This is a genomic window from Azospira sp. I09, from assembly GCF_009177135.1.
Taxonomy (GTDB): Bacteria; Pseudomonadota; Gammaproteobacteria; order Burkholderiales; family Rhodocyclaceae; genus Azospira; species Azospira oryzae.
On record NZ_AP021844.1, the window covers coordinates 509038 to 529547 of the forward strand.

The following is a 20510-nucleotide window of genomic DNA, read 5'->3' on the forward strand; positions in this document are numbered from 1 at the left end:
GATCAGTTGGAGCCTTGGATGGGGCCGCTGGCGGCGGACTGGCCGGCATTGGCGGTGGCTGCGTCGGGGAGGCTTTGCAGCAGGGAAATGTCCAGGTTGCCCATGGACTGGGCCAGGGTGGCGCGGGAGACGTTCCACTCAAAGGTGGCCTGGACCCGCTGCTGGCGGGCCGCCGCCAGGGCGCTCTGGGCGTTGAGGACGTCCAGGATGCTGCCCAGGCCGGCCTTGTAGCGGCCCAGGGCGACCTTTTCCGCCGCCTCGGCGGAGACCAGGAGGTCGGCGGTGGTCTGCAGGGACTGGCCGGCGGTGATGAGGCCCTGATAGGCCTTCCACACGTCCAGGGCCACCTGCTGGCGGATGCGCTCCCGCTGGGCTTCCCGGGCTTCCTTCAGTGATTCGGCGTTGCGCACCTTGTAGGTGGTGGAAAAACCGGTGAACAGGGGCACGTTGAGGGTGACGCCGATGCTCGAGGTATTGCTGACGTTGCCGCCCAGATCCTGGTAGGCCGGGCCGGCGGTGAGGGACAGGGTGGGCAGGCCGGCGGCGCGCACCGCTTCCACATTGGCCTGGGCCGCCTGGTACTGGGCTTCCGCCGCCACCAGGTCGGGCCGGCGGCGCCGGGCTTCCGCCACCAGGGCGTCCACATCCGCCGTGAATTCCCGGGTCGGGGCGACCACCGGCGTGGCCGGCACCAGGGCCGGCGGACGGTGGGCCTCGCCGCCGATGACGTTGGCCAGGGTGCCCTGGGCATTCTTGAAATCCCGGTCGGCCTGGATGCGCTTGAGGGAGGCCTGGGAGTAGGCGGTCTGGGCCTGCAGCCGGTCCGCCGGGGTGGCGGTGCCCACCTTGTAGCGGGCATCGGCGGCGTTGAAGCTTTCCAGGCTGGCCCGTTCCGATTCCCGGGCGGCCACCAGGGCCGCCTCGGTGGCCTGGACCTGGTAGTAGGCCTGCAGGGCGGCGAGGAACACGGCCTGCACCGTGCTGTCCTGGGTGGCGGCCGCGGCGGCCAGCAACTGCCGCGCATTCTCCAGGGTGGCGGCCCGGGCGCCGAAGTCGAACAGCAGGTAGGAAAGTGTCAGGCCGGCATTTTTCTGGGTGTAGCTCTCCGGCTTGCGGCTGTCGTTGCGGTTGCGGCTCTGGCCGGCGCTGAGGCTGAGGCCGGGCAGGTAGGCCGCCTGGGCCACGCCCACCAGGGCCGCCTGGGCCCGGGCGTTGGCCCACACTTCCCGGGTCTGGGGATTGTGGCAGAGGGCCCGCTCCACCACCTCGGTGAGGGACAGGGGGCCGCTCACCGGCTGCTCGGGGCAGGGATTGGCGCCCTGGCCCTCGCTGCCGCCGAGGGTCGGCCGGGGTGGCGCCAGGGCATCGCTGCCCAGGGGGTCCAGGGCCAGGGCCGGGGCGGCGGCCAGGACCGCGGCGAACGCCAGGGTCAGGGGAAGGGGGGCGAAAGCGGAGCGGGCAGGTGCCGTCACGGGCATGGTTGCGGGTTTCATCGGGGCGCGGCCGGAGCCTTAGGAATTTTGAGCCGAAGTATAGCGGGCCCCTGGGCCGTACCGGGACGGCAAGTTGTTACCGGATGTTGCATCGGCCCCCGTCCGGCCATCCTGCCGGGCGGGGGCGTGGCGGTCTCAATCGGCCAGTTCGATCTGGCCGGAAATGTTCACCGTGACGGCCGAGTCGCCGCCTTCCAGGGGCATGGGAACGGCCTCGGCGGCCATCATGGCGCTCTTCATGCGCGGATAGACGGGGGGGCGGCCGCCGCTGCTGCCGACGCTGAGCTGCTTGATGCGCCAGGACTTGCCCAGGGTGTCGCCCACCAGCTTGGCCCGGGCCTTGAAGGCGGCGATAGCCTCCACGGTGGCTTCATCCTCGGCCTTCTTCTGGGTTTCCGGGGTCGGCATGAACTGCACGCCGCCCACGCCCATGGTGGCCTGCAGCTTGCCCAGCAGCTCGGAGAGGGCGCCTGCGTCCCGGGCTTCCAGGGCGATGTCGGAGCGCATGCGCCAGGACTCGATGCGCCCGCTCTTGCCGTAGACCGGATAGGTGTGGGTGCCGCCGCTGCGCACCTTGACGTCCTTGTAGGCCTTGGCGGTACGCAGGCCTTCGGCGATCTGGGTGTTCACCTTCTGCGCCAGGTCGGCGGTGGTGGGGCCGCTGGCTTCGGCGAAGACGCTGGCCAGGACCAGGTCGTTGGGGGCGCTGCGGCTGGCGCTGGCGGAAAGGTCCACCGTGGTGCCGGCCTGGGCGGCAGCGGCGAGGCCGAGGGCGAGCAGGGCGAATCTGAGGCGGGAGGTCGGGCGGGAGGGATGCATGGCTTTCCTTTCGACGGCAAAGAGAGGCTGACCCGGGCAGGCGAATGAAGGTTCCGTCAATGCCGGATGAATAGTGACGCCGCCGGCCCGGTGCAATTGGTCATTCTAACGCCGCCGCCGGCCCTCCCGGACATTTGTTCGGTCGCTGGCACGGCCCTTCAAGCTCGGCTAGAATCGGCTCACCTCGGGCAAGGTCCTTGAGGCGTCTTTGAGGAGACAGCAATGCTGAAACCTGGTCAGGCTGCGCCGGAGTTCGCGCTTCCGGATGCAGACATGGAGCTGGTGGAGCTTGCGGCATACAAGGGCAAGCGCCACATCATTCTCTTCTTCTACCCCAGAGACGACACCCCGGGCTGCACCCTGGAGGCCACGGACTTTTCCGATCACGAGGACGAGTTCGAGCGCCGGGACTGCACCCTGCTCGGCATCAGCCGGGACGACTGTCTGCGTCACGCCGCGTTCCGCGACAAGCACGGTATTTCCGTGCGCTTGTTGTCGGACGAGGAGGGCCAGGTCTGCCGTCGTTACGGGGTGTGGCAGGCGAAGGAAGTGGACGGCGTGAAGAAGCACGGCATCCTCCGCTCCACCTTCGTCATCGACAAACAGGGCCTTGTTCGCCACGCCTTCTACGGCGTCAACGCCAAGGGCCATGCGCTGGAAATGCTGCGCCTGGCCAAGGAACTTTAGGAAATTCCCCATGCAAGTAGCTAAGAATACCGTCGTCACCCTGGACTACAACGTCACCGATCCGGACGGCGTCCTGGTGGATGCGGGCAAGGATCCGCTGGTCTACATCCACGGCGGTTACGACGATATCTTCCCCAAGATCGAAGAGGCCCTGCAGGGCAAGAGCGTGGGCGAAACTGTCAAGGTCAAGCTGCAGCCGGACGACGCTTTCGGCGAATACGATTCCGAACTGGTGCAGATGGAGCCCCGGGAGAATTTTCCCGAGACCCTGGAAGTGGGCATGCAGTTCGAAGGTGCCCCGGAAGGCAGCGACGACGATGACTTCATCCTCTACCGCGTCACCGACATCGCCGACGGCAAGGTGGTCCTGGACGGCAACCATCCCCTGGCCGGTACCGCCCTGGTGTTCACCTGCACCGTCACCGCCGTGCGCCCCGCCAGCGCCACCGAGCTGGAACACGGTCACGTGCACGACGACGGCGAGTGCGACGACGAGTAATCCCGTCCCGCTTCCGTGCCGTGAAAGGGCCCTGCTGCTGCAGGGCCTTTTTTCATGGGGCGCCGGTCATGCCGTTTGCTTAGCTCCGGGGGCTGGTCTATAGTCCCGAGCCAGTTGCCGCGTTGCACTCAAATCATTGACAGGCCCGGGCCACGGGCCGTTTCAGGGAGAACTCCATGCATGATTCCGCAGCCAATGCCATGGTGGGATTGGGCTTCATCGTTGTCGGTCTGGTCCTGCTGTTCGCCATCGGCGTCATCGTCGCCATGGTCTTCTATCTGCTCAACCTGCAGCGCTGCCTGGATGCCACCCGTCCCGAATTCCGCCCGGCCATTCCCTCGGCCCTGGTGTGGCTGACCCTGATTCCTGCCATCGGCTTCATCGTCTGGCTGGCTGCGGTGGTGATCCTCTCCAGCGCCCTCAAGCGGGAGGGCGAGGCGCGCCAGACCGAGGCCTTCGGCGACGGCGGCCTGACCGTGGGCCTCATCAGCTGCATCTTCGGCCTGCTCTCGCCCATTCCCTTCCTTGGCCTGCTGTTCGGCCTGGTCAGTCTGGTGTGCTGGATCATCCACTGGAACAAGGTGTCCACCTACCGCCGCCTGCTGGCCGGCGAGGCGCCTCTGCCGGCAGCCGGCCGTGTCGAGCCCGTAGCGCCGTCGCCGGTGGCGACCCTGCCGCCAGTGGCACCGGCACCTGCTGCTCCTGCTGCCGTTGCCGAGGCAATGCCGGGCAGCGATGCCACCCTGGTTTCCCGGCCGGAGCCGGTGGCCTGCCTGCGCTGCATTGCCGGCCCCCTGCAGGGCCAGGAATTTCCCGTGGGCCAGGGCCTCATGCTGGGACGCTCGGTGGAGGCCAGCGTGGTCATCGGCGATCCCCACGTTTCCAACCGCCACGCCTGGGTCGGCCCCATCGGCGGCAAGCTGCTGCTGCGGGACAACCAGTCCACCAACGGCACCTTCCACAACGGCAACATGGCCCAGCGCGTGGGCGAGGTGACCCTGCAGGACGGGGATGTGGTGATCCTGGGCGACCAGGGCAAGGTGCGCTTCCAGGTCTTCTACCGCTGATCCCGGCTTCATGAAAAAAAAAACGGCAGCCCCAGGGCTGCCGTTTTTTTTTTCGGGCGGAAGGCCGGATTTCAGGCCAGCTGCTGGGCCACCCACAGGTAAAGGGGAATGCCGAAGAGCACGTTGAAGGGGAAGGTGAGGGCCAGGGCCGCCGCGATACCCAGGGCCGGGTTGGCTTCCGGCACCGCCAGGCGCATGGCCGTCGGTGCGGCGATGTAGGAGGCGGAGGCCGCCAGGGTCATGAGCAGCACGGTCCCGCCCACGGACAGCCCCATCCAGCTGGCGGCCAGCCAGCCCAGGGCGGCGTTGCCCAGGGGCAGGGCGATGCCGCAGGCCACCAGGAAGAACCCGGCCTTGCGCAGGTCCCCCAGGCGGGAAGCCGCCACCAGCCCCATTTCCAGGAGGAACAGGCACAGGGCGCCCTTGAAGAGGTCGGTGAAGAGGGGCTTCAGGGGCTCGGTGCCGTGGGGGCCGGCCGCCCAGCCGATGAGGATGCCGCCCAGGAGCAGCAGCACGCTCTTGTTGGCAAAGACTTCATGGATCAGCTTGCGCCAGTCCGGGCGCTCTTCGCCGCCAAGCCGGGCCAGCACGGTGGCCACCAGGATGGCGGGCGCCTCCATGAGGGCGGCCAGCAGGGCCAGATGGCCTTCGTAGGCCACCCCGCGGCTGGCCAGTACGGTGGTGCCGACGGCAAAGGTGACGACGCTGATGGAGCCGTAATGGGCGGCCAGGGAGGCCGCATCGAAGCGGTTGAAGCGCAGGCGGAAGAGGGGGAAGGCGAAGAGGGGGATGAGGGCTCCCAGGCCGATGGCCAGGGCAGCATGGGTCAGCAGGGCCGGGTCGCTGCTATGGGCGATTTCGCTGCCGCCCTTGAGGCCGATGGCCAGCAGCAGGTAGATGGAGAGGGCCTCGAAAACCGCAGTCGGCAGCTTCAGCTCGCTGCGGGCCAGGCTGGCGACAGCGCCGAGGGCGAAGAAAAAGGGGACGGCATCAAGCACGAACAGACTCCGTTTGTTTTGGTGTGGCGCATTCTGAGTCTTTTCATGTATTTGTAAAAATCATATATTTCTAAATATTGCATAGATAAATATCAATATATGTATCGGCTTGGCGGCTCCCTGCACCTGACCCTCCATCAACTGCGCCTGCTGCTGGCCACTGCCCAGGAAGGGAGCGTTTCCCGGGCGGCGGAGCGCCTGCACCTGACCCAGCCCACCCTTTCGGCCCAGCTCAAGCAGCTGGCCGAGCAGGTCGGCCTGCCCCTGCACGAGCGGGTGGGACGCCGCCTGCACCTGACGGAAGCGGGGCGCCTGGTGGCGGCCGCCGCCGCCCGGGTGGCGGAGGAGCTGGGGCAGCTGGAAAACGAGCTGGCCGTGCTGCGGGGCGACCAGGGGGGGCGGCTGCGGCTGGCAGTGGTCAGTACCGCCGAAGCCTTCATTCCCCGCCTGCTGGGGGAGTTCCGCAAGGTCCGGCCGGCGGTGGAAGTGTCCCTGGTGGTCCTGAACCGGCAGGCGGTGGTCGGCCGGCTGCTGGAGAACCAGGACGACCTGTACATCATGACCAAGCCGCCGGCGGAGACGCCGGTGAGCGCCGTTCCCTTCCTGACCAATCCGCTGGTGGTGGTGGCGGCGGCCGACCATCCCCTGGCCAAGCGCAAGCAGGTGGCGGCAGGGGCCCTGGTCGATGCGGAGTTCGTGCTGCGGGAACCGGGCAGCGGTACCCGGCTGGCGGCTGAGGAGTTCTTTGCCGCCCGGGGCGTGCAACTGCGGCCCCGGCTGGAGCTGGGCAGCAACGAGGCGGTGCGTCAGGCGGTGGCGGGGGGGCTGGGCCTGTCCGTGCTGTCGGCCCACGCCCTGGGGCCCCATCCGGAAGAACTGGGGATCGCCGTGCTGCCGGTGCGGGGCACGCCCATTCCGGCCCGCTGGCAGGTGGTGGCGCCGGCAGGCAAGCGCCTGACGCCCCTGGCCCAGGCCTTCCTGGACTATCTGCAGGAACGGGCTCCCCGGCTCGAGGCCGAGGCGGGCCAGCGTCTGGCCCTGGCGGTGGCAGGGGCTATTCCCGGTCGTTGAAGCGTGCGGCCTTCACCGGCTTGAGCAGGAAGCGGGCCGGGTCCAGGGCGTCCGCCAGATCCCCTTCCAGGGGCAGGGGATCGCCAGCCATCTGGCTGGCCAGGAATTCGCCGGCCCAGGCGGACCAGACGAAGCCCCGGGCGCCGAAGCCGCTGGCCAGCCACAGGCCGGGGCGGCGCGGCAGGGTCTGCAGGCGGGCGCCGGTTGCCGGAGCGGTGTTTTCCGGCAGGGGGCCCAGCATGGGCAGGCGGTCCGGGGAAATGGGGCGGAAGCCCACCCGGCTGCCCAGGTCTGCCGCTGCCAGGTCCTTGGCGAAGCCGGGCAGGATGAAATTGAGCTTGGCCAGGTTGTCCTGCTGCTCTTCCAGGCGCGGCTGGGGGTCTTCATCCCCGGCCAGGAAGGAGGCGCCGCAGACCCGCAGGCCGTCCAGGGCCGGCGTCACGTAGCCAAGGCGGCACACCACCATGTCGAGGGGCGGCGTGGCCGTCTCCGGCACCAGGGTGGCCTGGCCCCGGGCGCTGCGCAGGGGCAGCCAGTCGCAGCCCCCCAGGCGCCTGGCGTCGGCGGCATTGGCCAGCACCACCTGGTCGGCCTCAGCCAGCAAGGTGCCGTCGGCGGCGTAGGCGGCCCAGCCGTCGGCGCCGGCCTGCAGTTTTTCCACCCGCTGGCCGTAGCGTTGCTCGATGGCCGGATGGGCCTGCAGGTTGGCCTGGCACAGGCTGGGGGGCATGCCCCAGCCACCGCCGGGGAAATGCCAGCCGCCCACCGATACCGGCCAGCCGATGAGGCGGGAGGCCTCGGCCGCGTCCACGTAACGGAACAGCTCGGGGGCGGCGAAGGTTTCGGCCACCTGGCGCTGGGTGGCTTCGTGGGTCTTGTCCCGGGCCAGGTGCAGGACGCCGCTGGCGCCCCAGCGCACCGGCAGGCCGGCGGCGGAGAGGGCCAGCAGGTGGCGGCGGGTGTACAGGAAGGCGCTGCGGGTAAGGCGGGAGAGGCGGTTGTCGTCCAGGCTGGGCAGGGGGCGCAGGACCCCGACCCGGTTGCCGGAGGCGCCGCAGCCGGGGCCCTCGGCCTGATCCAGCAGGGTCACCTGGTAGCCCCGCTCCGCCAGGCGGTGGGCCGTGGAGGTGCCGGCGAAACCGGCGCCGATGACCAGGATGCGCTTGCCCGGCATCACCGTCCGGCGCACGCCTGGGCCCCGGTACTGGCCCTGCAGCATGTCCCGCTTGCCGCCGAAACCGGGGGCCTTGTCGCTGACGAAACCGACGGCCTGCAAGCCTTCGCGCACTCCGGCGGCCACCGACCAGGTGGCCAGGGTGGCGCCGGCGGCGGCGCAGCGGGCCAGGCCGCGGAAGACGAAGGGGGACCACAGGTCCGGATTCTTGGCCGGGGCGAAACCGTCCAGGTAGAAGGCGTCGGCGGCCAGCCGCAACTGGGGCAGCAGGCTCTGGGCGTCGCCGAAGAAAAGGGTCAGGCTGACCCGGCCGCCGGCAAAATGCAGGCGGTGCACGCCGGGGGTGAGCAGGGGCCACTGGGCCCGCAGCTCGGCCGCCAGGTCTGCCAGCTCGGGATGGGCGGCGTGCAGTTCGCCCAGGTCGGCGGCGCTGAAGGGATGCTTTTCCAGGGAGACGAAATGCAGGCGCCGGCAGGCGGCCGGATCGTCCCGCCAGGCGGCCCAGGTGGCGAGGAAATTGAGACCGATGCCGAAGCCGGTCTCGACGATGGTGAAGCTTTCCCGCTGCTGCCAGCGCCGGGGCAGGCCGTTGCCGGCGAGGAAGACGTGGCGGGCCTGGCCCAGGGCCCCGGCGGCGGTGTGGTAGATGTCGTCGTAGTCCGGCGAGTAGGGCACGCCGGCGTCGTTGCGGCAGAGGCGGGCGGGAACGAGGGGCCGGTAGGCGTCGGGATTGGCGTCGGCGACTAAATGGGGGGCAGGGGAGGCGGGCGTGCTCATGGGGGCGGATTGTCGCACGCCCCCATGGGGCCGTTAAGCCCGGGCTTCAGTCGGCGCTGCGCAGGATGCCGTCGCTGACCTTGACCCGGTCGCCCTGGCGCCAGGCCGGGGGATTGGCCTCGGTGAAGCGCTGGGTGGTACCGTCGTCGAAGCGCACCGTGATCTGGTATTCCATGTTGCTGCGGGCGTTCTTTTCCACCTGGTGCCCGGCGTAGGCGCCACCGGCGGCACCGAGGACGGCCATGGCGGTGCGGCCCTTGCCGCCTCCCACCTGGTTGCCCAGGAGACCGCCGAGGACGCCGCCGGCGACGGCGCCCAGGCCCGTGCCTTCACCGGGCTTCTTCACTTCCATGATGCTTTCGATGACGCCGCAGTCCTTGCATACCGGTGCCGCAGCCTTGGCCGGCACGGCTTCGCCTTGGGCCACGGTGGCAGCTGCCGGCTGTTCCTTGGTCACGGGCTTGGCCCGCTTGACGCTTTCCTTGGGCTTGCTGGCGGCCACCGGCGTCGCCGTCCTGGCGGCGGCCGGGGGGGCGGCTTCAGCCGGGGGCGTGGTGGCGGCCGGGGCTGCGATCGTTGCCGGGGCAGGTTCTGCGGCGGCCATGGTGGCACTGGGCGTTTCCGCCGGCTTGTTTTGGCCTGGGGCCGGCAGGATGCCGGTGAGGACGCCGACACCGGCCAGGCTGAGGGCGGTGACGGAAACGGCGGCGATCTTGATCAGGGGATGGAGGGCTTTGACTTCCATGGCGTTGCTCCGGGGGCGAATGAGGGATTCCATGGCTATTAGAACGCCTTGCCCGGCCTTTGGCCGACCGGGGAAACAGATTGTTACCTTTGTTAATGCTTCTTGCCGCAAGGGGGGGCGATGTGCCCCAAGGCCGGTTTTTCGGCGTAGATACAATCGATTCGCTTTCCCTGGGGGCTTCAAGCCGATAAAATCCACCCTTCATAAAAAGGGGCCGGGGGCTCCTTGCCATAGAGCATCGAACAACAAGAAACGTTCAGGGGTGGTGTGCATGCCTTTCAAGGCGCGTCTTTCTGCGCTGCTGGCGCTGGCTTCGTGCAGCGCCGCCTGTTTGCTCCAGGAACCGGCCCGTGCGGCCGGGGATGAGCCCGTGGCGGCCGAGCTGGCCAGCCTGTCCACCCTTTCCATCGAAGAGCTGCTGCGCACGGAAGTCAGTTCCGTGCTCAAGCACCCTTCCGAACTGGCCCAGGCGCCGGCTGCCACCACCGTGCTGCGGCGGGAGGACATCCAGCGCCTCGGCGCCACCACCCTGCCGGACCTGCTGCGCACCGTGCCAGGCCTGCACGTGGCCCAGATCGACGGCAACAAGTGGGGCGTCTCCGCCCGGGGCTTCAACGGCTTTTTCGGCGGCAAGCTGCTGGTGCTGATCGACGGCCGCAGCATCTACAACTCCATCTATTCCGGCGTTTTCTGGGACGCCTACGACATCGCCCTCGACGACATCGCCCGCATCGAGGTGGTGCGGGGGCCGGGGGCCGCCCTGTGGGGCGCCAACGCGGTCAATGGGGTGATCAACATCGTCACCCGCTCCGCCCACGAGACCCAGGGCGGCCAGGCGACCCTGGCGGTGGGTAACGTGGAAAAGGGCATGGCCAACGTGCGCTGGGGCAGCACCACGGAGGAGGGCGGTGCCTGGCGCCTCTACGCCCGCAGCCGCAGCCGGGACGACCACCAGTCCCTCACCGGCAGCGGTGCCGGCGACACCTGGCGCGCCGACCGCATCGGCTTCCGCGCCGACAGCGCCGCCGGCAGCGACACCTGGATGGTCAACGGCGAGGCCTACCAGGGACATAGCGGCGGTGCTCCCTATCCCCTGTCCACGGCCAACGACATTTCCGGCCAGCACCTGCTGGGCCGTCTCAGCCGCCGCCTGGGCGATGGCTCCCAGTTGCAGGTGCAGTCCTATGTGGACCACTCCTGGCGCCGGGAGCCCTCTTCCGGCGCGGTGCTGGAAGAGACCGTGGCGGACGTGGATCTGCAGCACACGGTCAACCTGAACCCGGCCCACCGGCTGGTGTGGGGCGGCGGCTGGCGCCAGTACCGTTTCGACTCGGTGAGTTCGGCCAAGCTCTCCTTCAGCCCGGTCAGTTCCCAGCGCACCGTCACCAACCTGTTTGTCCAGGACGAGTGGAGCGTCATCCCGGAAACCCTGCAGATCATCGCCGGGGCCAAGCTGGAGCGGGTTCCCGACCACGGCAGCGAATGGCAGCCCAACCTGCGGGTGGTGTGGAACGCCGCCGCCGGCCACACCCTGTGGGCCGGCACGGCCCGGGCGGTGCGTTCCCCCAACCAGGTGGATACGGCCATCCGCTTCAACGGCCCCGGAGTCGGGCCTTTGCCGGCCGTCGGCAATCCGGCCTTCCGCCCGGAGCGGCTGCGCAGCCTGGAGGCCGGCTGGCGGGTTCAGCTGACGCCGAACCTGAGCAGCGATGTGTCGGTCTATCAGAACCATTACAAGGACCTGCAGACCATCGAGTTCGATGGCGCCAGTTCCATGATGTACTTCAACAACGCCCAGGGCCGCACCCGGGGCCTGGAATGGGCGCTGGACTGGCAGGCGGCGGCCCACTGGCAGCTGCGCGGCGGCTTCACCCTGTACCGGGAGGCCCTGGACTACAGCAGCCGGCCCGCCGGCCCGGCCCTGATCTCCTTCCAGGGCGGCTTTCCCCGGGAGCAGCTGTTCATCCGCTCCCTCTGGGACCTGTCCCGCAACCAGCGCCTGGACCTGACCTGGCGCGGCGTCGGCCCCATGGACCAGCGCGGCGTCGCCGGCTACGGCACCTTCGACCTGCGCTGGACCCGGCGCCTGGACCGGCGCAGCGAAATCTCCCTGATCGGACGCAATCTCCTGGGGCCCAAGCACCGGGAATTCGGCGACCAGCCTTTCTTCCAGGAAACCGTGTTGCGCCGGGAACTCAGCGTCGTGCTGAGCTGGGGCTTCTGACGTGAGGCGTTGCCTGCTGCTGCTCTGCTGCTGGCCCCTGTGGGCGCTGGCCAACCCGCCCTCGGAGGCGGCGGTGAAGGCGGCCCTGGTGGCCAATCTGGCCAACTACGCGGAGTGGGGCGAGGGCAACTGGTCGGTCAGGCACACCCTGATCTGCGTCGCCGGCCGAGGGCCGGTGGTCGATTCCCTGCTCGCCCTGGACAGCCAGACCCTGCTCGGGCGGCGCATCGGCGTCTCTCCCCGCAGCCGCCCGGCCGAGGCCCGGGACTGCCAGGTGCTGTTCCTCGGCGACGCCCCCGGGCGCAGCCAGGGGGACTGGGACCTGGAGTGGACCCAGGCCCTGGCGACGGCGCCGGTGCTGACGGTGTGCGAAGGCGAGGACCTGGTCAGCCAGGGCTGCATGGTGGGCCTGGCCCGGGAAGGCACCCAGGTTGCCTTCGACGTCAATCTTGCGGCCCTGCGCCGCGCCAACATCCGGCTCAGCGCCCATCTCCTGCGCCTGGCCCGCACCATTTACGGAAGGCCACGATGATGCGCCGTAGATTCCGCTCCCTGCCCATCGGCGAAAAGCTGCGCCTGGTCCTCATGCTGGTGGCCGCCTCGGCCCTGCTGGTCTATGCCAGCCTGACCCTGATCCACGGCCTGCGCGAGGTGGAGCAGTTCAACCGGGAAAACCTGCAGGCCCTGCTCGACGTCACCGCCCGCAACCTGGAGGCGCCCCTGGTCTTCAACGACGGCAAGGCGGCCCAGGATACCCTGCGGGCCCTCTCCGCCGACCCGGCGGTAATCGAGGTGCTGGTCAGCGATGCCCAGGGCCAGCTCTTCGCCCGCTACCTGCGCGGCAACCCCCTGCAGCAGGAGCGCCTGGCCTGGCTGCCGGCCTCCTGGAACCGCATCCGGGAGAGCCGGGAAATCGTCTTCCGCAGCGGCGTGGTCGGCCACATCGAGCTGCTGGCCAGCCGCGACGGCTATTGGGATGCGGTGGGCCGGGGCGCCCTCATCTGGCTGCTGGTGACGGTGCTTTCCATGCTCGCTGCGGTGCTGGCGGCACGCCGCCTGCAGCACATCATCGCCGCCCCGGTGGTGCGCCTGGAGCAGGCCACCCGGGATATCACCCGGCACAAGCGCTTTTCCCTGCGGGTGGAGCGGGAGGAGAGCGGCAGCGAGGACGAGGTGGGCCGCCTCATCGACAGTTTCAATGCCATGCTGGCGGAGATCGAGCAGCGGGACGAACGCCTGGCCCGCTACCGGGAATCCCTGGAGGAAATGGTGGCCTCCCGCACCGAGGAACTGACCCATTCCCGGGATGCGGCGGAGGAGGCGAGCCGGGTCAAGAGCCGCTTCCTCGCCACCATGAGCCACGAGATCCGCACCCCCCTCAACGGCGTGCTGGGCATGATCCGCCTGTTGCAGACCACGGCCCTCTCCGGCGACCAGCGGCGCATGACCGAGGCCGCCCTGCGTTCCGGCGAAACCTTGCTCAACGTGCTCAACGACGTGCTCGATTTTTCCAAGATCGAGGCCGGCAAGCTGACCGTGGATGCGGTGCCCTTCGACCTGGCCGACACCGTGGAGAGCGCCGCCCTGCTGCTGGCGCCCAATGCCCGGGAAAAGGGCCTGGAGCTGGCGGTGCATCTCAAGGGCGAACTGCCCGTGACCCTGGCGGGGGACCCTAACCGGCTCAAGCAGGTGCTCTTCAACCTGCTCGGCAATGCGGTCAAATTCACCGAGCAGGGCGAAGTCTGCCTGCGGGTGGAGCGCAGTCCGGGGGCCGCCGGCGACAGCCGGGAGCGGGGCGATGTGATCCTGCTGCGCTTCACCGTGCGCGACACCGGGCCCGGCATTCCCGAATCGGAGCAGGGCAAGCTGTTCCAGGCCTACTCCCAGACCAGCGCCGCCTCCCAGACGCCGGCCGAGATCGAGGAAGCCGCCAGCCGGCGGGCCGAAGGCACGGGCCTGGGCCTGGCCATCAGCCGGGAGCTGGTGCGTCTGATGGGGGCCAGGGACCTGACCGTCTCCAGTCGTCCCGGCGAGGGCTGCGAATTCAGTTTCGAACTGCCTTTCCATGTGGTGCGGGACAACCCCACCGGCATCCACTATCCGGGCTTCCGCCTGGTGCTGCTGGAACCCCAGCCCACCCTGGCCCTGATCCTGCAGGACTACGCCCAGAGCCTGGGCCTGGACTGCCGCCTGGCCCGCAATGCCGCCGAGGCGGAGCGGCTCCTGGGCGAGGGCGCGGCCCAGGCGGTGCTGGCCGACCTGTGCTACCTGCAACTGCCCGAGGCCACCTGGCAGGACTGGCACCGCCGCTGCGGCGGCGTGTGGATCGCCCTCTCCGACTTCGGCGCCAGCACCCTGGAAGGGGAACTGGCCCAGGTCTTTGCCCAGCGCCTGTCGAAGCCGGTGTCGCGCAAGGAATTCGTGCGCAGCATCGGCCAGGCCTTCATGGTGGCGCCCCGGGGTGCCGAGCTGCCGCCGGCTGCCGGCTGGCAGGGGGCCGCCTGGCGCCCGGCCGCCGCTGCGGTGCCGAACCGGCCCCGCTTCCACGGCAAGGTGCTGCTGGTGGAGGACAACCTGACCAACCAGGAGGTGACCCGGGGCCTGCTGCAGGTCTTCGGCTGCCAGGTGGAGGTGGCCAACCACGGCCGGGAGGCCCTGGAAAAATGGGCCGAGCGGGATTTCGACCTGATCCTCATGGATTGCCAGATGCCGGTCATGGACGGCCTCACCGCCTCGCGGGAGCTGCGTCAGCGGGAGATCCAGGCGGGCCGGCTGCCCACCGCCATCATCGCCCTCACCGCCAATTCCTTCGCCGAGGACCGGCAGCGCTGCCTGGCCGCCGGCATGAACGGCTTCCTGCCCAAACCCTTCGACGAGCTGGCCCTGGTGGCCCTGCTCACCGACTGGCTGGGACCGCCGGAAGGCGGCGCCCAGGTGCGGGTCCAGGCCCGGCCGGAGCGGGAGGCGGGAGCCCTGCTGGACGCGGCGGTGCTGGACGCCATTGCCGCGCGCCAGGAAGAGGCGGGGGAGGTGCGCAGCATCTTCCTGGCCCGCTTCGTTTCCACCTTCCTTGCCCAGGCCAGCCAGGCCCTGCAGAACATGGCCCAGGACGACCTGGCGGCGGCCCGGGAGGCGGCCCACAGCCTCAAGTCCGCTGCTGCCAGCATCGGTGCCCGGCCCCTGTCCGAACTGGCGGCCCGGGTCGAGGCGGCCGCCCGGGAAGGGCAGGCGGCCGAAGTGCGGCGCCTGGGCGAGAGCCTGCCCCAACTCCTGGCCGATACCCGCAGCGCCCTGGAACGCTACATGGAGCAGGGCGGCCACTAGGGCGGCCACTAGGGCGGCGGAGCGCCTGCCGGGCCGGAGTCCGGGCCGCGGCCGCAGGCAAGAAAAAAGGCGCGGGGCCTTGCGGCCACCGCGCCTTTTTTATCGACTCCGGGCGGAGTCGATAGGGTTCGGCGTTCAGTCTTCCTTGCGCATCTGGGGGAAGAGGATGACGTCCCGGATGTTGGCGGTGTCGGTGAGCAGCATGACCAGGCGGTCGATGCCGATGCCGCAGCCGCCGGTGGGGGGCAGGCCGAATTCCAGGGCTTTGATGTAGTCGGCGTCGTAGAACATGGCTTCCTCGTCGCCGGCATCCTTGGCCTTGGCCTGCTCCAGGAAGCGGGCGGCCTGGTCCTCCGGATCGTTCAGCTCGGAGAAGCCGTTGGCGATTTCCCGGCCGACGATGAACAGCTCGAAGCGCTCGGTGATTTCCGGATTGCTGTCGGAGGCCCGGGCCAGGGGGGAGACTTCCACCGGGTAGTCGATGATGAAGGTGGGGTCCCACAACTGGCTTTCCGCCACTTCCTCGAACATCAGCAGCTGCAGGGCGCCCAGGCCCATGCCGGGCTTCACCGCGACCTTCATCTCGCCCAGCTTCTTCTTCAGCCACTCGGCGTCGTTCAGCTCGGCCTCGGAGTAGCCGGGGCACTGGGCACGTACGGCCTGGACCATGGTCAGGCGGGCGAAGGGCTTGGACAGGTCCAGCTCCCGGCCCTGGTACTGGAACACCTCGGTGCCCAGGGCGTCGCGGGCGGCGTGGCGCAGCAGGCCTTCGGTGAAGTCCATGAGGAGCTTGTAGTCGGCATAGGCCTCGTAGAACTCCATCATGGTGAATTCGGGGTTGTGGCGGGTGGAGAGGCCTTCGTTGCGGAAGTTGCGGTTAACTTCAAAGACCTTCTCGAAGCCGCCCACCACCAGGCGCTTCAGGTACAGCTCCGGCGCGATGCGCAGGAACAGTTCCATGTCCAGGGCGTTGTGGTGGGTGATGAAGGGCTTGGCCGAGGCACCGCCGGGGATGGGGTGCATCATGGGCGTTTCCACTTCCAGGAAGTGGTGGCTGATCATGTAGTTGCGGATGGACTGGATCATCCGGCTGCGGGCCACGAAGGTGAACCGGGAGGACTCGTTCATGATCAGGTCGAGATAGCGCTGGCGGTGGCGCTGTTCCATGTCGGTCAGACCGTGGAACTTCTCCGGCAGGGGGCGCAGGGCCTTGGACAGCAGGCGGATCTCGGAGACCTGGATGGTCAGTTCGCCGGTGCGGGTCTTGAACAGGGTGCCTTCGGCACCGACGATGTCGCCGATGTCCCAGTGCTTGAAGTCGTCATAGGCTTCGGCGCCCACCAGGTCCACCTTGACGTAGAGCTGGATGCGGCCGGAAACGTCCTGGATGGTGGCGAAGCTGGCCTTGCCCATGAGGCGGCGCAGCATGATGCGGCCGGCGACCTTGACGCTGATGGGGGCCGCTTCCAGTTCCTCGGCGGTTTTCTCGCTGTACAGCTCGTCGAGGCGGCCGGCGGTGTTCTCGCGGCGGAAGTCGTTGGGGTAGGCCTTGCCGCTCTCGCGCCACTTGGCCAGCTTGGCCCGGCGCTCGGCGATGAGCTGATTCTCGTCCTGGGGTTGTGCGGTCTGTTCGGTCATGGTCGTCTGCCTGATGTTTTATTCGCTTACACGCCTTGCTTGAGGCTGGCCTGGATGAAGTCGTCGAGGTCGCCGTCGAGTACGGCCTGGGTGTTACCCGTTTCGAAGTTGGTGCGCAGGTCCTTGATGCGGGACTGGTCCAGCACGTAGGAGCGGATCTGGTGGCCCCAGCCGATGTCGGACTTGGCGTCTTCCAGCTTCTGCTGCTCGGCCTGCTGCTTGCGCAGTTCGAATTCGTAGAGGCGGGCCCGCAGCATCTGCCAGGCTTCGTCCCGGTTGCGATGCTGGGAACGGTCGTTCTGGCACTGCACCACGATGCCGGTGGGCACGTGGGTCAGACGCACGGCGGAGTCGGTCTTGTTGATGTGCTGACCGCCGGCGCCGGAGGCGCGGTAGGTATCGGTGCGCACGTCCGCCGGGTTGATGTCGATCTCGATGGAGTCGTCCACTTCCGGATAGACGAACACGGAAGTGAAGGAGGTGTGGCGGCGGGCGTTGGAGTCGAAGGGGCTCTTGCGCACCAGGCGGTGGATGCCGGTCTCGGTGCGCAGCATGCCGTAGGCGTAGTCGCCGGCGATGCGCAGGGTGGCGCTCTTGATGCCGGCCACGTCGCCTTCGGATTCTTCCAGCACCTGCACGTCGAAACCCTTGCGCTCGGTGTAGCGCAGGTACATGCGCAGCAGCATGGAAGCCCAGTCCTGGGCCTCGGTACCGCCGGCGCCGGCCTGGATTTCCAGGAAGCAGGGATTCGGGTCCTGGGGATTGTTGAACATGCGGCGGAATTCCAGGGCCGCCACCTTGGCCTCGATGGCCTCGTTGTCGGCCGCCACGGCGGCCACGGTGTCGAAGTCGCCTTCTTCACGGGCGATCTCGAACAGCTCCTTGCCGTCGGCCAGACCCTGGGCCACTTCCTGCAGGGTCACCACCACGCCTTCCAGGGCCTTCTTTTCCCGGCCCAGGTCCTGGGCGCGCTTGGCGTCGTCCCAGACGTCGGGACTTTCCAGTTCCCGGGAGACTTCGACTAGACGGACTTCCTTGGTGTCGTAGTCAAAGATACCTCCGAAGTTCCGCCGACCGGGATTCCAGGTCGGCAAGCTTGTTGGCGATGGCGTTGAGCTGTTCCGCTTCCATGTTCTTGGCTGTTCTGCTGGGAAAACCGGCAATTATACACTTTGCACCGGGCTCCCGGTGGCCGCGACGATGCAAGGAAGGCGGGCAAAGGAGTAAACTCCGTAGCCCCTTTTCTTCCGGGTTGCCGCCGGTGTCCCTCCCCACCTCCAGTTTCGAACGTCTGCCCCGCCAGGGGCTCCTGCTGCTGGCCGCCCTGGCCCTGGGCTGGGGCTTCAACTGGCCGGTGATGAAAGTGGTGCTGTCCGAAGTGCCGCCCCTCTATTTCCGCGGCAGCTGCCTGCTGCTGGGCGGCCTCGGCATCCTGGCCATCGCCCGGGCCGGCGGCGGCAGCATCCGGGTACCCCGCAGCCGCTGGGGCCGCCTGGCCCTGGTGACCCTGACCAACATCGTCGGCTGGAATGTCCTCGCCATCTACGGCGTCGGCCTGCTGCCCTCGGGACGGGCTGCCCTCTTGGGCTACACCATGCCCCTGTGGAGCGTGCTGCTGTCGGTGTGGCTTCTCGGCGAGCGGCTGACGGCGGGCCGCATCGTGGCCCTGCTGCTGGGCCTGGCCGGGGTCGGGGTGCTCATGGGCGACAGCCTGGAAGGCATGCTGCGGGCGCCGGTGGGGGTGGCCTGCATGGTCGGCGCGGCGTGGAGCTGGGCCCTCGGGGTGGTGCTGCTGAAGCGTCTGCCGGTGGGGCTGTCCACCACCGCCCTGACGGGCTGGATGATGGTCCTGGGCGGCCTGCCCATGCTGGCGGTGGCGCTTCCCCTGGAAACCTCGCGCCTGGCCTGGCCCTCGTTCTGGCCGGCCTTCGGCGTCTCCTACAACGTCTTCGTCGCCTTCATGTTCTGCTACTGGGCCTGGAACCGCATCGTGCTGATGGTGCCGGTGGCGGTGTCCTCCCTGTCCTCCCTGGTGACGCCCCTCATCGGCGTCCTCGGCGGAGCCCTGATCCTGGGGGAGCAGCCCGGCTGGCGGGAAGGGGTGGCGGCCCTGCTGATCCTGGCGGCGGTGGGCGCGGTGTCCGTGAAGCGCAGCTAGACCGCGTTTGGCGCCCGGGCGGGCGTCGCGGCCCGGGGCGAAGGCTGGAAATCACCTGCCCTGGGAGCCAGCATTCACGCGACTTTCCCGGCAGGTTGCCTGGGAAGGCCCGTCCCTTCTGCTCCTCAGGCCGGGGCGCAGTGCTCCACCACCAGCTGGGGCGTCTGCACCCCGTTGTAGTCGTTGATGGTCAGGCGGTAGGCCAGGCGGGCCCGGGGGCCGGGATTTTCCGTGGCGTTGAACTGGATCGCCTCCAGCACCGACCGCTCCTTCTTCAGGCGCAGCTTGAGGTGCTTGTCCTTCAGCACCCGTTGGCTTTCCACCTCGAACACATCCTCGAACAACGGTGCCGGGAAGCCCTGGCCCCACACTTCGCCGGCCAGCATTTCCGCCACCTGCAGGGAGATGTAGCCGGCCTCCAGGGCGCCGTCCGTCTCCAGGGTGCGGGTCAGGTCCGCCGGGTTGAGCAGTTCGTCGGCCACCTGGGCGAAGAGGCTTTTGAATTCCTCAAAGCGTTCCTCCATCAGGGTGGCGCCGGCGGCCATGGCGTGGCCGCCGAAGCGCAGCAGGATGCCGGGGGCCCGCTTGGAGACGAGATCCAGGGCATCCCGCAGGTGCAGGCCGGGGATGGAGCGGCCGGAACCCTTGATCTGGCCGTCGTCGCCCCGGGCGAAGGCGAACACCGGGCGGTGTAGCTTTTCCTTGATGCGGGAGGCCAGGATGCCGACCACGCCCTGGTGCCAGTCCGGGTCGAAAAGGGCGACGCCGGCGCCGCTGGCCTCCAGGTCGAAGTTTTCCAGGTGGATGAGGGCCTGTTCCTGCATGCCGGCCTCGATCTCGCGCCGCTCCCGGTTGAGCTGGTCCAGCTGCTGGGCGATGTTGGCGGCCCGGGCCTCGTCGTCGGTGATGAGGCATTCGATGCCTAAGCTCATGTCCGAGAGGCGGCCGGCGGCGTTGAGGCGGGGGCCGACGGTGAAGCCCAGGTCGAAGGCGGAGGCGGTCTGCAGATTGCGTCCGGCGGCACGGAAGAGGGCGCGGATGCCCGGCGTCAGCTTGCCTTCGCGCATGCGCTTCAGACCCTGGGCCACCAGGATGCGGTTGTTGTGGTCCAGCTTGACCACGTCGGCCACCGTGCCCAGGGCCACCAGGTCCAGCAGGCAGGAGAAGTTGGGCTCGGGGCGCTCCGGGCCGAAGGCGCCGCGGCGGCGCATCTCGGCGCGCAGGGCCAGGGCCACGTAGAACATGACGCCGACTCCCGCCAGGGCCTTGCTGGGGAAGGTGCAGCCGGGCTGGTTGGGATTGACGATGCAGTCGGCCTCCGGCAGGGTCTCGGCCGGCAGGTGGTGGTCGGTGATGAGAGTGGCGATGCCCAGCTGGCGCGCCGCTTCCACCCCTTCGATACTGGCGATGCCGTTGTCCACGGTGACCAGCAGGTCCGGCTGGCGCTCTGCCGCCAGTTCGACGATCTGGGGCGAGAGGCCGTAGCCGTGAATGAAGCGGTCGGGTACCAGGTAGTCCACCGTGCCGCCCAGGAGGCGCAGGGCGCGCACGGCCACGGCGGTGGCGGTGGCGCCGTCGCAGTCGTAGTCGCCGACGACGAGGATGCGGGCCTCGGCCTCGATGGCATCGGCCAGGAGGATGGCGGCCTCTTCGGTGCCGGTGAGCTGGCTCGGGGGAATCAGGCTTTTCAGGTCGTAATCCAGCTCGGCCTTGTGCTTGATGCCCCGGGCGGCGTAGATGCGGGCCAGGAGCGGGTGCAGGCCTTCCTGCTCCAGTTGCCACTGGGGGCGGGGCGGGACGGGGCGGGCGATGAGCTGGGTCATGACGGTGACTTTG

16 protein-coding genes are annotated in these 20510 nt (G+C 68.9%); 8 read left to right on the plus strand and 8 right to left on the minus strand.

The window, feature by feature from the left end; genetic code table 11:
• Positions 1-2: 2 nt before the first annotated feature.
• The gene (locus AZSP09_RS02365) at positions 3-1493 is read right to left on the minus strand and encodes a TolC family protein (protein ID WP_232058836.1); all 1491 of its coding nucleotides are present in this window, start codon (positions 1491-1493) and stop codon (positions 3-5) included.
• A gap of 135 nt (positions 1494-1628) precedes the next feature.
• Positions 1629-2312: an SIMPL domain-containing protein gene (locus AZSP09_RS02370; protein ID WP_152089060.1), complete on the minus strand. Its 684-nt coding sequence runs from the start codon at positions 2310-2312 to the stop codon at positions 1629-1631.
• 222 nt (positions 2313-2534) lie between these two features.
• Here AZSP09_RS02370 and AZSP09_RS02375 point away from each other — a divergent pair, with 222 nt between their 5' ends.
• The 3 genes from AZSP09_RS02375 (at position 2535) to AZSP09_RS02385 (ending at position 4565) form a co-directional block, all read left to right on the plus strand.
• Complete coding sequence (locus tag AZSP09_RS02375; RefSeq protein WP_014237889.1) at positions 2535-2999, plus strand: peroxiredoxin; 465 nt, start codon at positions 2535-2537, stop codon at positions 2997-2999.
• Positions 3000-3009: 10 nt separating this feature from the next.
• Positions 3010-3498: an FKBP-type peptidyl-prolyl cis-trans isomerase gene (locus AZSP09_RS02380; protein WP_014237888.1), complete on the plus strand. Its 489-nt coding sequence runs from the start codon at positions 3010-3012 to the stop codon at positions 3496-3498.
• Positions 3499-3674: 176 nt separating this feature from the next.
• Positions 3675-4565: an FHA domain-containing protein gene (locus tag AZSP09_RS02385; RefSeq protein ID WP_152089061.1), complete on the plus strand. Its 891-nt coding sequence runs from the start codon at positions 3675-3677 to the stop codon at positions 4563-4565.
• A 71-nt stretch (positions 4566-4636) separates the two neighbouring features.
• Here the strand turns inward: AZSP09_RS02385 and AZSP09_RS02390 are convergent, their stop codons facing one another.
• Positions 4637-5563, minus strand: coding sequence for a sodium-dependent bicarbonate transport family permease (locus tag AZSP09_RS02390; RefSeq protein ID WP_130458640.1), 927 nt, complete (start codon positions 5561-5563; stop codon positions 4637-4639).
• 120 nt (positions 5564-5683) lie between these two features.
• Here AZSP09_RS02390 and AZSP09_RS02395 point away from each other — a divergent pair, with 120 nt between their 5' ends.
• Positions 5684-6634: a LysR family transcriptional regulator gene (locus tag AZSP09_RS02395; RefSeq protein WP_152090816.1), complete on the plus strand. Its 951-nt coding sequence runs from the start codon at positions 5684-5686 to the stop codon at positions 6632-6634.
• On the opposite strand, the gene mnmC is transcribed toward AZSP09_RS02395, so the two are convergent.
• Together mnmC and AZSP09_RS19885 are read right to left on the minus strand one after the other, a co-directional pair.
• On the minus strand, positions 6618-8585 hold the full coding sequence (mnmC, locus tag AZSP09_RS02400) for a bifunctional tRNA (5-methylaminomethyl-2-thiouridine)(34)-methyltransferase MnmD/FAD-dependent 5-carboxymethylaminomethyl-2-thiouridine(34) oxidoreductase MnmC (protein ID WP_152089062.1): 1968 nt from the start codon (positions 8583-8585) through the stop codon (positions 6618-6620). The two genes, AZSP09_RS02395 and mnmC, sit on opposite strands and share 17 nt — an antisense overlap.
• 46 nt (positions 8586-8631) lie before the next feature.
• Positions 8632-9330, minus strand: coding sequence for a glycine zipper 2TM domain-containing protein (locus AZSP09_RS19885; RefSeq protein WP_172974678.1), 699 nt, complete (start codon positions 9328-9330; stop codon positions 8632-8634).
• Between the two features lie 271 nt (positions 9331-9601).
• Here AZSP09_RS19885 and AZSP09_RS02410 point away from each other — a divergent pair, with 271 nt between their 5' ends.
• Genes AZSP09_RS02410 through AZSP09_RS02420 form a run of 3 tightly spaced genes read left to right on the plus strand, consistent with a single transcriptional unit; the run spans position 9602 to position 14878 of the window.
• Positions 9602-11554 carry a TonB-dependent receptor plug domain-containing protein gene (locus AZSP09_RS02410; protein WP_172974679.1) on the plus strand — a complete coding sequence of 651 codons (1953 nt, stop codon included), beginning with the start codon at positions 9602-9604 and terminating at the stop codon, positions 11552-11554.
• Position 11555: 1 nt separating this feature from the next.
• Entirely contained in the window at positions 11556-12086 is a 531-nt protein-coding gene (locus AZSP09_RS02415; RefSeq protein ID WP_014237881.1) for a YfiR family protein, read from the plus strand.
• On the plus strand, positions 12083-14878 hold the full coding sequence (locus tag AZSP09_RS02420) for a response regulator (RefSeq protein WP_152089065.1): 2796 nt from the start codon (positions 12083-12085) through the stop codon (positions 14876-14878). The genes AZSP09_RS02415 and AZSP09_RS02420 overlap by 4 nt, the downstream gene beginning before the upstream one ends.
• 135 nt (positions 14879-15013) lie before the next feature.
• On the opposite strand, the gene lysS is transcribed toward AZSP09_RS02420, so the two are convergent.
• Entirely contained in the window at positions 15014-16516 is a 1503-nt protein-coding gene (lysS, locus tag AZSP09_RS02425) for a lysine--tRNA ligase (protein ID WP_152089066.1), read from the minus strand.
• Between the two features lie 26 nt (positions 16517-16542).
• Positions 16543-17647, minus strand: a protein-coding gene (prfB, locus tag AZSP09_RS02430) for a peptide chain release factor 2 (RefSeq protein WP_014237878.1) whose coding sequence is annotated in 2 segments (ribosomal slippage) — positions 16543-17565 and positions 17567-17647 — 1104 coding nt in all. Because the reading frame shifts where the segments join, the coding sequence is not laid out codon by codon here.
• Positions 17648-17777: 130 nt separating this feature from the next.
• On the opposite strand from prfB, the gene AZSP09_RS02435 reads away from it, so the two are divergent.
• Complete coding sequence (locus AZSP09_RS02435) at positions 17778-18674, plus strand: DMT family transporter (protein ID WP_014237877.1); 897 nt, start codon at positions 17778-17780, stop codon at positions 18672-18674.
• A 125-nt stretch (positions 18675-18799) separates the two neighbouring features.
• Here AZSP09_RS02435 and recJ read toward each other — a convergent pair whose 3' ends face one another.
• Complete coding sequence (recJ, locus tag AZSP09_RS02440) at positions 18800-20497, minus strand: single-stranded-DNA-specific exonuclease RecJ (protein WP_152089068.1); 1698 nt, start codon at positions 20495-20497, stop codon at positions 18800-18802.
• Positions 20498-20510 lie beyond the last annotated feature (13 nt).